The organism is [Ruminococcus] lactaris ATCC 29176 (assembly GCF_025152405.1).
Lineage (GTDB): Bacteria > Bacillota > Clostridia > Lachnospirales > Lachnospiraceae > Mediterraneibacter > Mediterraneibacter lactaris.
Genome location: NZ_CP102292.1, coordinates 909,501 through 921,789, shown reverse-complemented (window position 1 = coordinate 921,789; position 12,289 = coordinate 909,501). Strand labels below are relative to the sequence as shown.

Annotated in this window: 10 protein-coding genes; 3 read left to right on the top strand and 7 right to left on the bottom strand. The window is 42.6% G+C overall.

What is annotated here, in order from left to right; all coding sequences use genetic code 11:
- Positions 1–181 precede the first annotated feature (181 nt).
- On the top strand, positions 182–1,147 hold the full coding sequence (locus NQ541_RS04260; RefSeq protein ID WP_005609159.1) for an AraC family transcriptional regulator: 966 nt from the start codon (positions 182–184) through the stop codon (positions 1,145–1,147).
- A gap of 123 nt (positions 1,148–1,270) precedes the next feature.
- Here the strand turns inward: NQ541_RS04260 and eno are convergent, their stop codons facing one another.
- The 4 genes from eno to NQ541_RS04240 all read right to left on the bottom strand — a co-directional run bounded on the left by eno (position 1,271) and on the right by NQ541_RS04240 (position 6,092).
- Complete coding sequence (gene eno / locus NQ541_RS04255; protein WP_005609157.1) at positions 1,271–2,569, bottom strand: phosphopyruvate hydratase; 1,299 nt, start codon at positions 2,567–2,569, stop codon at positions 1,271–1,273.
- 240 nt (positions 2,570–2,809) lie between these two features.
- Positions 2,810–3,832: a threonine aldolase family protein gene (locus NQ541_RS04250; RefSeq protein ID WP_005609155.1), complete on the bottom strand. Its 1,023-nt coding sequence runs from the start codon at positions 3,830–3,832 to the stop codon at positions 2,810–2,812.
- Positions 3,833–4,429, bottom strand: a complete 597-nt coding sequence (locus tag NQ541_RS04245; protein WP_005609153.1) for a flavin reductase family protein — start codon at positions 4,427–4,429, stop codon at positions 3,833–3,835.
- A 16-nt stretch (positions 4,430–4,445) separates the two neighbouring features.
- Positions 4,446–6,092, bottom strand: coding sequence for a putative manganese-dependent inorganic diphosphatase (locus NQ541_RS04240; protein ID WP_005609151.1), 1,647 nt, complete (start codon positions 6,090–6,092; stop codon positions 4,446–4,448).
- A 174-nt stretch (positions 6,093–6,266) separates the two neighbouring features.
- Between NQ541_RS04240 and NQ541_RS04235 the strand changes: the two genes are divergently transcribed.
- Together NQ541_RS04235 and NQ541_RS04230 are read left to right on the top strand one after the other, a co-directional pair.
- Complete coding sequence (locus NQ541_RS04235) at positions 6,267–6,956, top strand: S1 RNA-binding domain-containing protein (RefSeq protein ID WP_005609149.1); 690 nt, start codon at positions 6,267–6,269, stop codon at positions 6,954–6,956.
- Between the two features lie 460 nt (positions 6,957–7,416).
- On the top strand, positions 7,417–8,607 hold the full coding sequence (locus tag NQ541_RS04230; RefSeq protein ID WP_005609147.1) for an IS630 family transposase: 1,191 nt from the start codon (positions 7,417–7,419) through the stop codon (positions 8,605–8,607).
- 611 nt (positions 8,608–9,218) lie between these two features.
- Here NQ541_RS04230 and NQ541_RS04225 read toward each other — a convergent pair.
- From NQ541_RS04225 to NQ541_RS04215, 3 genes are all read right to left on the bottom strand, one after another.
- Positions 9,219–9,500, bottom strand: a complete 282-nt coding sequence (locus NQ541_RS04225) for a DUF2325 domain-containing protein (protein ID WP_005610618.1) — start codon at positions 9,498–9,500, stop codon at positions 9,219–9,221.
- Positions 9,501–9,797: 297 nt separating this feature from the next.
- A complete protein-coding gene (locus NQ541_RS04220; protein WP_005610615.1) occupies positions 9,798–11,894 on the bottom strand; it encodes a heavy metal translocating P-type ATPase in 2,097 nt (698 codons plus the stop codon).
- 6 nt (positions 11,895–11,900) lie between these two features.
- Entirely contained in the window at positions 11,901–12,212 is a 312-nt protein-coding gene (locus NQ541_RS04215) for a DUF6110 family protein (RefSeq protein ID WP_005610612.1), read from the bottom strand.
- Positions 12,213–12,289: the final 77 nt, after the last annotated feature.

Genomic DNA, 12,289 nt, shown 5'->3' with positions numbered 1-12,289 from the left:
GATTGATTCCTCCATTTCACTTTCTATGTTACACTTCTTCTATTGTATGATAAAACCCCATAAAAATCTTTATACTATCTTATCTTTCATTTGCACAATCTGCATTTTCTCTTTGCATTTTCGGAAAATAATGCTATGATATCCTTACTAAGAACATTTTTGAAAAAGGAGGAGGCTCTGAATGCATATTGTCGCTGCAAATACAGATCATTTTTCAAATCCAAAGAAATATTATGGAATTCAGCTTCAGGATCTTTTTCATATAGAAGAGCTGTTTTCCCTTCATTATTTTGAATATATGAGTACCTTTTCTTTTCCCGGAGAATCCCATGATTTCTGGGAGTTTGTATGCGTTGATAAAGGAGAAGTGGAGATTGGTGCAGGTCCTCTTACCCATACTCTCAGACGCGGAGAAATCGCTTTTCACTACCCGGGTGAATTTCACTGGGTCAAGGCAAACGGAAAGATCGCACCGAATCTGATCGTGATCTCTTTTTCCTGCACAGATCCTGCGATGGAATTTTTCAGAGGAAAGATCCTTCACCTCGAAGAAACTGAACGTCGGCTGCTTGCCGGAATCATTGCAGAAGCAGGAAGTTTTTTGGAAGGACGTCTGGACGATCCCTATCAGACATCCCTGCAGATCAGGAAAGATACATCCCCTGTCTGTGGTCAGCTTATCCGCCTTCATTTAGAAGAACTTCTCCTCAGCCTTTACCGGCGTAATCAGAATCCTCTTCTGACCGAAGAAGTTTCCCGGACCCCACTGTCTGACCGGACACTCTCCAAAAATACAGATGCAGAATTATTCTCTCATATAAAGAACTATCTGCTCAGCCATCTGGCGGATCATTTAACGATTGAGCAGATCTGCCATGATAACCTGATCAGCCGCTCCCGTCTGCAGAAATTATTCCGGGATTCGGAAGGGACAGGAGTGATTGAATATTATTCTGCCTTAAAGATCAGTGAAGCAAAATCCATGATCCGCAGCGGACAGATGAATTTTACTCAGATTTCTGAATACCTTGGATACTCTTCCATCCACTATTTTTCCCGGCAGTTTAAGCGTTCTACCGGGATGACGCCATCAGAATATGTCTCTTCTATTCGGGCCCTTGCGGACGAAGGACATAAAAAAACATAACGCAATTTCCCTTAACACCAAAAATTCATCACAAAGCCCCCACTCATTATCAGCGAAAGCATGATAATAAGTGGGGGCTTTTGACTCCGACATCATTTTATTATCCGGCAGTATTCCTTTTACTTACTGCTGTACATTAAATGCCTTGATTCCCGGATATACTGCACTTGCTCCGAGTTCTTCCTCAATTCTTAAAAGCTGATTATATTTCGCTACACGCTCGGAACGGCTCGGTGCACCGGTCTTGATCTGGCAGGTGTTCAGTGCAACTGCAAGATCTGCGATCGTTGTATCTTCTGTCTCACCGGAACGATGGGATGCGATTGCTGTATATCCTGCCTTATGTGCCATCTTAATTGCCTCCAGTGTCTCAGATACAGAACCGATCTGATTTAATTTGATCAGGATAGAATTACCACATCCAAGCTCAATTCCTTTTGCAAGACGCTCTGTATTTGTAACGAATAAGTCATCACCGACAAGCTGTACTTTGTCTCCCAGCTCTGCTGTCAGTTTCTTCCAGCCTTCCCAGTCTTCCTCATCCAGTGCATCCTCGATGGAAATGATCGGGTATTTCTCTACAAGACTCTTCCAATGTTCGATCAACTGTTCAGATGTATACACAGTTCCTGCTTTTGGAAGTTTATATTCGCCAACCTTGCCTGTCTTCCATTCAGAAGATGCTGCATCCATGGCAATTTTAAAATCTTTTCCAGGCTCGTATCCTGCCTTTTTCACTGCCTCGAGAATCGTCTCGATCGCTTCTTCATCAGACTTCAGTGCCGGTGCAAATCCACCTTCATCTCCTACTGACGTTGCAAGTCCACGCTCTTTCAGGATACCTGCAAGTGCATGGAACACTTCTGCACACCATCTCAGGCATTCTTTAAATGAAGGAGCTCCAACCGGCATGATCATAAACTCCTGAACATCCAGTCCTGAAGATAATGCATGGCATCCACCATTTACAATGTTCATCATCGGAACCGGAAGTCTGTTACCATTGACTCCGCCAAGGAAACGGTACAGCGGAATATCCAGGGATGTGGCTGCTGCTCTCGCACTTGCAATCGATACAGCAAGGATTGCATTTGCTCCCAGCTTTGATTTATCCTTTGTTCCATCTGCCTGGATCATGGCCTTGTCAACTGCATAGACATCACTTGCATCCATTCCCTGAAGTGCATCATTGATAATTGTATTAATGTTCTCCACTGCCTTAGAAACACCTTTGCCTCCAAAACGGGCTTTATCTCCGTCTCTCAATTCAAGAGCCTCAAATTCTCCCGTTGATGCTCCACTCGGTGCTGCACCAAATCCAACAGTTCCATCTGCAAGATGTACCTCTGCCTCTACTGTCGGGTTTCCTCTTGAATCAATAATCTCTCTTCCAATCACTTTTTCAATTTCTAAATAATCCATTGCCTGTTCTTCCTTTCTTTAGGAATCCTCAAGCCCTGGATTCAGGTATTTCAGGGCAAAAGGAGCTTCCATGATTCATTCACACATAGTTAGTATTAACTAACCATATGTATCTTAGCAGATTCTGCTCCTTAATTCAAGAATTTTATTGAGAATGATTCTCATGTATTTCTTTTTCTATTCTATTTTTCCCGAATTCCACCTTTTTCATTCTTCTGAAATCAAGAATATCAGCCCCTTTTACAGCAGCTCCTGTAATTCATCGATCATTTCTTCCTGTGTCGCCCAGCTCACTGCAAAACGCACAACTGTATGCGTATCATCTGCTTTCTCCCAGAAACTGAACTTTACCTTTTTCTCAAGTTCTTTCATTTTTTCATTTTCCAGAACTACAAAAATCTGATTGGTTGGCGAATCAATATAAAACGGATATTTTTTTTCTTTAAATATCGCCTTCAGCTTTTCCGCACATTTCATCGCATGCCGCCCCAGCTCCAGATAAAGATTTTCTGTAAATAGTGTATCAAACTGGATTCCAAGCAGTCTGCCCTTTGCCAGCAGACCTCCCTGTTGCTTGATCCGGGTCAGGAAATGTGCCGGAACATTCTCTTTTGTGAAAACAACCGCCTCTCCACACAATGCACCGACTTTTGTTCCGCCAATGTAAAATACATCGCAATAATCCGCCACATCCTTTAACGTCACATCCGTATCTGCCGCCAGGGCATATCCCAGTCTTGCACCATCCAGATAAAGTGGAATATGGTATTCCAGGCAGATATCTGCCAGCTCCGCCAGCTCCCCTTTTGTATAAAGCGTTCCATACTCAGTGGGATGTGAAATATAAACCATTCCCGGGAACACCATATGTTCATGATTTCCATCCCCATAAAAGTCATTCAGATAATCTGCCAGCTCTTTCGGCTCGATCTTTCCGTCATGCTGTGGCAGTGTCAGTACTTTATGACCGGAAGATTCGATTGCACCTGCTTCATGACTGCTTACATGGCCTGTCTGTGCTGCGATCACGCCCTCATAAGGCTGAAGCATGGAACTGATCACAATCCGGTTCGTCTGCGTTCCTCCTGACAGGAAGTAGATTTCTGCCTCAGGACACCCACAGGCCTTACGGATTTTTTCTTTTGCCGATTCACAATACCGGTCATTTCCATATCCTGAAAGCTGTTCCATATTGGTCTCTATCAGCCTTTGAAGGATTTTTTCACTTGCCCCTTCAGAATAATCATTTTCAAATGAAATCATTTACTTTTTCCCTCTCTTTCGTCTCCGGTCCGCCTTCTTTTTCACACTGTATCCAAAGGTACCGATCTTCTTTCCAAGCCCTAAATACTCTCCATGAGAATAAGCCAGAAGTCCCGTCTTATTCAATTCAAACTTTCCCTTTTCATTCAGATACGCTTCGTCTGCCTGAACTGCCGTCACTTCCGCCAGGAACATATGGTGACTTCCAAGCTTCTCGATCTTCTTTACTTTGCACTCAATATTGACCGGTGCCTCTTCAATACAGGGAGCATATTCCAGCGTCTGTGCTTTCTTTGCACTCAGATGACACTCTTTCCATTTATCTACATCCCGCCCCGAACGGACACCGCAGAAATCCGTTGCCCTTGCCAGTTTCTCCGTGGTCAGATTGATCACAAATTCACCGCTTTCTTCGATCATATGATAAGAATAACGTTCCGGACGCACTGATATGTATACCATTGCAGGATTCGTACAAACAGTTCCTGTCCACGCTACCGTCAGAATATTCTGATTTCCTTTTTTATCTCCTGTACTGACCATTACCGCCGGTAATGGATAAACCATATTTCCCGGTTTCCATATCTGCTTTGCCATTTTTTCCTCCTGCTCCTTACTGCTGCAACGCACCAACCAGTGTCGGCACGAGCTGCTTCTTACGGGATACAACTCCTTTGAGCATCAGTATCTCAGCATCATCCTGCAGATCATAAGCACTGATGATTTTTTCTCTCGCCTCTGCTCCACAGCAGATCAGTTCTGAAGATTCTGTGATAATATTCGTCAGCATAAAGAAGATCATATTCAGCCCATGATTTTTACGTGCCTTCTCCATATGAGGCAGAACTCTTTCTTTGATTTCTTTCAGTTCCTCTGCACTCATGGAATTGACCTGTCCGACTCCAAACATCGTATCATTCACCGTAAACTGCTTGAAATCCAGGAATAAAATCTCTTCTGCACTCTTTCCTTTCAAATTGCTTCCTGCATTGAACATCTCCTGTGCCAGTTCTTCAATATTGATCGAAGCGATTTCTGCCAGTTTTCTCGCTGTTACCTCATCCAGTGGTGTACAGGTCGGAGAACGGAACATCAGGGTATCAGAAATGATTGCTGAACAGAGGAGTGCCGCATTGACTGCATCCACCGCAATTCCATTTTCTTCATACATCTGATATACGATCGTAGCCGTACATCCCACCGGCTGATTACGGAAATAAACCGGTCCCATCGTCTCAATACTGCTCAGGCGATGATGATCGATAATCTCCAGGACATCTGCTTCTTCCACTCCGTCGACTGCCTGATTTTTTTCATTATGGTCAACTAGGATCACCTGCTTTTTCTTCACATTCAACAGGCGTCTCCGGGATACAAGTCCTACAAACTTTCCCTGGTTGCCCAGAACCGGGAAATCACGGAATCTTTTTCTTGCCATAACTTCTTTTACGTCATCCACAAAATCCCGTATATGAAATGTAACCAGATTTTCTCTGGTCATGAAAAAACGGACCGGGATACTCTGGTTGATATGCTGTGCAGCAGTAAATGTATCATGCGGTGTACGGATCACAACGATCTGTTTTTTCTCTGCCTGACGCAGGATGTCTTCCGAGATCGGATAGCCCTGACATATGACCATACAACTTGCATCCATATCAATGGCACACTGTTGTGCATCAACCCGGTCTCCCATGATCACCAGGTCATCCTTTTCAATAAATCGGGTCATAAGATTTTTACCGGATGCTGCGATTGCGACCTTTCCTTTCTGAAAATAGCCATGCTCATTTCCTGTCTCCACTTTTCCTTCTACAGCGGCTGCAATATTCCGATACTGGGTTCTCGCCTTTGCCAGCATCGTATTATCGTAAACATCCATATAGGATTTGGCGATATCACCTTTCGTGATCACACCTTCCAGCATCCCGTCTCTTGTGATAGGAAGTGTATGCGTATTCATCTCGGTCATCTTTTCCCATGCAGTACGAATGGACAGATTTCCGTTAATCTCTTCGCTTTCCCTTAGATCCACATCTTTGATCTGCTCTCTTAAGTCCGATAAAAGTAACGGCACTTTCACTCCAAAACGTTCCAGTACATACTGAGTTTCTTCATTTAATTGACCGGCACGACGCGGTTCATGCTTGATCTGCGTCAGTTTCGTCTTTAAATTTGCATAAGCGATCGCTGTACAGATGGAATCCGTATCTGGATTCTTATGTCCGACAACGTACACTTTTCTTTTATCATTACTCATCTGTATTACTCCATTTCTCTGTTGATTCTAAAAGATTAACATTTTTTTTATTATAAGCCAACCTGATTTTAACATTCTAGAGGCAGTTTTTCCACGATTTACTGTTTTTTTTCAGATACATATGCTATACTGATTTTAGTTTTTAACAAAAAGAGAGGAACAAAGGTGACTGCTATGAGCGAACAATTAAAAGAAGAATTACAGACAAGTGAAGCAACAGAGACCATGGCTGATTATGAAGATCATTTCGATGATGCAAATCCCTGGAACCGTGTAAAAGAGTACCTGGAGAAAAAGACCGTTCTCCCTGTAAAAGTCGAGGGAGTTGTCAACGGTGGTGTTATCGTCATGGTAGAAGGATTAAGAGGATTTGTTCCTGCTTCCAGACTTTCCCTTTCCTATATTGAAGATCTTGAGACTTACCTTCTCAAGGATATTGAAGTTCAGGTGATTGATGTGGATCAGGCAAATAACCGTCTTGTCCTTTCTGCACGTGAACTGCTGAAAGAGAAAGAGAAAAAAGCCCGTGAAGCTCTGATCGCAAGTATTCAGGTTGGTTCTGTACTGAAAGGAACCGTTGAGACCCTTCAGAATTACGGTGCTTTTGTAAAGCTTGAGAATGGTCTGTCCGGTCTTGTCCATGTATCTCAGATCTCCCAGAAGCGTGTGAAACTTCCTTCCGATGTACTTGAAGTGGGACAGGAAGTAGAGGTAAAGGTTATCGGTATCAAAGACGGTAAGATCAGTCTCAGTATGAAAGCACTGGAAGAGAAAGAAGAAGAGCCGGTTGAAAAGGTTGAGATTCCAAAGAGTGAAGATATCGGCACAAGCCTTGGAGATCTTTTCAAGAATTTAAATTTGTAATTGTTGGGGTGATACGCTTGTAGATTAGAAAGCTTCTTTGTGAAGAAGCGGACGCGGAAATCAGAGATATTCCTTCGCGGTGCAGGCCCGCTTTACCTCAGCCCGTTGACCGTTTGTAACTCGAAAGTGGAAATCTTCGTGCAATAGCACTCGATTTACTTTCTCTAACAAACGCTGCAAAGTGTCTTCGGAACGCTCCTGCTAATGCACCTGCTCAGGAACATCCTGCTTTCCGCTGGTAGTCACAGTAAGAAGTTTTTTTCTGACTCCATAGCGTATTCACTCAACAATGCAAATTTAAAAAGAATAGAAAAAGCCGGATGGCTATTGACTAAGATATTCGATCGTAAATATTAGATAGTAGATATTGTATTTACTAGTACAAAAGTTTTTAAATAAATGGACTATATTTCTTTTCTGTAGTATACTGTTCTCATCAAATCAAAAGGAGCATTAAACTATGGGAAGAAAAGCATCCACTATTAATCTTAGCGAGGACGAACGTTTATATCTTGAAACTCAGATGCGTGCAAGAACAATTCAAGCCCAGACAGTAATTCGGGCAAGAATTTTACTACTCAAAGCAGAAGGTATTTCAGTTGACCATATTGCAGACAAAGTAGGAATGAATCGCAAAAGCGTCATGCTCTGTATCAATAAATACCTTGAGGGTGGTGTGGAAAATGCTCTGTTTGATGCACCCGGTCGTGGCAGGAATGCTGAAATAACCGATGATGAAAAAGCCTGGATAATAAATATCGCCTGTCAGAAGCCTGTCAATCTTGGATATTCAGCAGAAGTATGGACGCGTGCTCTTCTTACAAAACATATTAATAAATTTGCCGAAGAAGCAGGTCATACAAGGTTGTCAACAATCAGTCAGTCAAAGGTCCGCACAATACTGGAAGAAGCGGATATTAAGCCTAACAAAATAACTTATTACTGCGAAAATCGTGACCCTGATTTTGACCAGAAAATGCATAATGTTCTTCTTGTATATAAACAATTGTCTTTACAGTTTGACGAGAAGGGACAGCTCATTCCGTTTAAGGAGGATGAACAGGTTGTACATGTACTTTCCTATGATGAAAAACCCGGAATTCAGGCAATTGCCAATACCACAGAAGACCTCTTGCCGGATGAAAATCACAAGACGGTCAGCCGTGATTATGAATATAAACGTCTTGGAACTATTTCACTGCTTGCTGGAATCGACTTACAAACAGGGGAGGCAATTCCGCTTGTAAAAGATAAACACAGCAGCAAGGAATATATTGAGTTTCTAAAAATACTTGATTCAAAATATCCGGAGACTGACCGGATTCGTCTGGTATTGGATAATCTGAAAGTTCATTCTTCAGAGGAAACCCGAAAATACCTTGCGACAAAGCCGGGAAGATTTGAATTTGTGTTTACTCCCAAGCATGGTTCATGGTTGAATCTTGTTGAGGGATTCTTTAGTAAACTCACACGTCAGATGCTAAAAGGCATACGTGTAAAAACTAAGGATGAACTTGTGCAGCGTATCTATAGATACTTCGATGAAGTAAACGAACAACCTGTCGTATATCACTGGAAGTATAAGCTTGAAGAAATTAATTCAAGTGAAGAGGTGGTGGTTGATACGTTGCCAATTCAAAAGTCCAGTTAATTAATAACGGTTATACTAGATGCCAGGGTCAAAAGGTCTAAGCCCACATGAGCTTGCTCATAGGTGGGTGAAAGACCTTAGGACCCGCCCCGATATGAGCATAAAAGTGGGATGATAATCCCACGATATGCGAATATTGGGTAGGATTGTGGGAGTGCGTAGCACGGAGCAATCCGTAGGCATCAAAGTCGGGGACTTTTGACCCCGACATCTTTACTATTTGATGGAGCATTTATCTTAGTCGATAGCCATCCGGCTCTTTATTTCTTATTGGAATTTCGTGTTTGTTGGGAGAAAATGTTCCGGTGCGAGGAAAGTTATCTGACTTGAAAAGCCTAATATCCACACTTGTTGTTGCGTGAGCAGTGCATTGACAGGGAGCGTTCCGAAGACACTTTGCCCAACTTGTTAAGGAACGTAAACAGGAGTGCCTCTGCACGAGTGTTTCCACATTCCTGTTACAAGTTGTCAACGGGCTGAGGTAAAGCGGGTCCTGCACTGCGATGCAACAGCAAGGGCGGATATGGAAGCTCTTCTATTAAAATCTCTCTGACTGCCGAAACATTTTCATTCCAACAAATACAAATTTAATTTACACGAGAACTGATTGATTATGCACACACACTTCCAAGAATCTCTTCCAGTGCATTTTTACTGCTTGTATGGCACCGGATCACATCTGCATTACATCTTCCCGCCTCTTCTACCGCACACCGTACCATCTTATGTGACACTGTATTGGTAAAAAGCACGATCAGATCCGGGCTTCCGATCTGCTTACTTAAATTTGCCGACATCTGAGTAAATACTTTCGCTTTACAATTAAACTGGTTACATACTTTTTTATACTGACATACCATTCTGTCATGACCACCTATAATAACAACGCTCATTTTTCGATCCTCCTGTCTGACTCTATTGTATCTCAACGCATCGCTTCAGCTTACTTTAGTTAGTCTTTTCTAACTCATATCATATATCATACTATACATGAGAATGGTTATCAATACACTTAGTTGATATTTTTTCTCAATAGCAATCTTAACTTGCCATAAAAACAGTATCTGAAATAGCAACAAACCCTCACACTTTAAAAGCAGGGTACGCTAAAATGCATACCCTGCCTGAATTGCTTTTTTTGATCTTTTGATCTTTCTGATTTTTTAATCTTTTTAATCTTTTTATTCTTTTTATAATTCTACTTTTTCCTTTTCAGGAAGAAGATTCCTCATGCTTCTCAGACTGATCAGCAATGTAGATGTATTATGCAGTAAAGCAGACATCGTCGGCTGAATCATTCCTGTCACGCCCAGTACAATCAGACCGGAATTGATTCCGACAATACTTCTGTAGTTTCTGTGAATCCTCTTTAACATCAGATTGGAAAGCAATTTCAAAGTAACAACTTCCCTCAGATCATCTGCAGCGATCGTAATATCTGCAATTTCTCTTGCGATTTCAGCCCCATCGCTGATCGCAATTCCTGCATCTGCTGCGGAAAGTGCCGGAGAATCGTTGATTCCATCTCCGATCATGATCACTTTTCTTCCCTCAGACTTTTCTTTTTCTACAAAATTCGCTTTATCTTCCGGCAGAACTTCTGCATAATATTCATCCACACCTACACGCTTTGCGATTGCTGCTGCTGTCCGTTCACTGTCTCCTGTCATCATAACAACCTTCGTGATACCTGCAGCTTTCAGGCTCTTAACCATCTCTGCTGCTTCCTCTCTGAGAGGATCTTCAATACAGATCACGGCTGCCAGCTTATGCTCGATTGCAAGATAAAGATGGGAATACTCCGGCGGAAGTGTATCATAACGATCCTGATACTGTGGATCAATCGTACATTCCTCATCCTCAAAGACAAAATGGCTGCTTCCGATTACAACTTTTTTATCATTTATATAGGAAGAAATTCCATGTGCCACGATATATTCTACTTTAGAATGCATCTCTTCATGTGAAAGATTGCGTTCCTTTGCTGCATCGACTACAGCTTTTGCCATTGAATGTGGAAAATGCTCCTCCAGACATGCTGCAATCCTGAGTGCTTCTTCTTTTGGATACTCACCAAATACAACAACATCTTTCACTGTAGGAGTTGCCTTCGTCAGCGTTCCGGTCTTATCAAAGACGATCGTATCTGCATCTGCAACTGCCTCAAGGAATTTTCCACCCTTTACAGTAATATGATTTTCTCCCGCCTCACGGATTGCAGACAGTACCGTAATTGGCATTGCCAGCTTCAAAGCACAGGAGAAGTCTACCATCAGAACAGACAATGTCCGGGTTACATTTCTTGTAAGCAGCCACGCCGCCCCTGTACCAAGTAATGTATACGGTACAAGTCTGTCGGCCAAATGTTCTGCTTTTCCCTCTACACTGGATTTCAGTTTTTCAGAATCCTCGATCATACTGACGATTTTTTCATATCTTGTAGATCCGGTCACTGCCTTCACCCGGATCTGCAGTTCTCCTTCTTCCAGTACAGTTCCGGCATAAACACTCTGCCCCGAAACTCTTCTCACCGGCATTGCCTCTCCTGTCAGAGAAGCCTGGTTGACCATGCCTTCCCCATCGGAAACCTCACCGTCAAACGGGATCACGTTTCCTATATGGACTATGATCTCATCTCCCGGCTGTACTTCAGAAGACTTCACCAGAATTTCCTGATCTTCCCGTTTCAGCCAGACTTTCTTGACATTCAGAGACATACTTCTCGCAAGATCACCTACTGACTTTTTATGCGTCCACTCTTCAATGATCTCACCGATTCCCAGCAGGAACATAACAGAACCTGCGGTTGCAAAATCTTTTCTGAACACCGATACACTGATCGCTGTTGCATCCAGTACCGGAACTTCCAGCCTGCCATGTGCCAGACAACGAATCCCTTTCCAGATGTATTTCACTGATTTCACAGAAGTGATCACTGCCCGTACCGGCATCGGAAGAAACAGTTTACTTCCATAATGCAATACTGTCTTCGTAATCAGACGTTCCTTGTACTCTTCGTTCAACTGCCTGCCGGAACTTGATAAAACTGTCTCCGGAACTTCAGCCTTCTCATAGCTGAACTGCTTCAGAACTGTCAGTATCTCTTCCCTTTCTCCTTTGTAACAGATGACAGCATCTGCGGTGCGTTCATATACTTTTACCTCTGTCACATTTTCTTGCTCTTCAAGATACCAGGAAAGAGTATCCGCCTCCGCATACGTCATCCGGTTCTGGATGATATGTATACGGAGACGGCCTTTCATCTCATGCTTTATGCAAAATCTCATACAGGATTAAACTTCTTCCTCTTTGAAATCTTCCGCACCTGTATTTTCTTCTGTCTCTTCTACGATCTCTGCCTCTGCTGCCTCTTTTGCTGCACGCTCTTCATTGATCTGCTGTGCTTCTGCAAGAATATCCCCGGCATTCTCCTGAACAGTCGTTGCTGTCTTCATCAAAGAATCTTTTGCTCTTAATACAGCGGCTGTACAATTTGTATAAAATTTCTTTGCATCTTTACTGGAAAGAAGTTTCACACCTGCCGTTCCGAAAAGTACTCCACCTGCAAATAATCCTGCTTTTTTTACTTTTAAAATATCCCACATAATGCTTCGTCTCCTTTGTTAAATCTATTTTCAGCACAAATCATAGCTCCCACACCTGCGGCTAGTCAATTCTAACA

What these genes read in the sequence shown, in the direction of transcription:
- NQ541_RS04215 (WP_005610612.1), bottom strand. Translation starts at nt 12,212, where the DNA reads ATGTGGGATATTTTAAAAGTAAAAAAAGCAGGATTATTTGCAGGTGGA.
- NQ541_RS04250 (WP_005609155.1), bottom strand. Translation starts at nt 3,832, where the DNA reads ATGATTTCATTTGAAAATGATTATTCTGAAGGGGCAAGTGAAAAAATC.
- NQ541_RS04230 (WP_005609147.1), top strand. Translation starts at nt 7,417, where the DNA reads ATGGGAAGAAAAGCATCCACTATTAATCTTAGCGAGGACGAACGTTTA.
- NQ541_RS04245 (WP_005609153.1), bottom strand. Translation starts at nt 4,429, where the DNA reads ATGGCAAAGCAGATATGGAAACCGGGAAATATGGTTTATCCATTACCG.
- NQ541_RS04260 (WP_005609159.1), top strand. Translation starts at nt 182, where the DNA reads ATGCATATTGTCGCTGCAAATACAGATCATTTTTCAAATCCAAAGAAA.
- NQ541_RS04220 (WP_005610615.1), bottom strand. Translation starts at nt 11,894, where the DNA reads ATGAGATTTTGCATAAAGCATGAGATGAAAGGCCGTCTCCGTATACAT.
- eno (WP_005609157.1), bottom strand. Translation starts at nt 2,569, where the DNA reads ATGGATTATTTAGAAATTGAAAAAGTGATTGGAAGAGAGATTATTGAT.
- NQ541_RS04235 (WP_005609149.1), top strand. Translation starts at nt 6,267, where the DNA reads ATGAGCGAACAATTAAAAGAAGAATTACAGACAAGTGAAGCAACAGAG.
- NQ541_RS04225 (WP_005610618.1), bottom strand. Translation starts at nt 9,500, where the DNA reads ATGAGCGTTGTTATTATAGGTGGTCATGACAGAATGGTATGTCAGTAT.
- NQ541_RS04240 (WP_005609151.1), bottom strand. Translation starts at nt 6,092, where the DNA reads ATGAGTAATGATAAAAGAAAAGTGTACGTTGTCGGACATAAGAATCCA.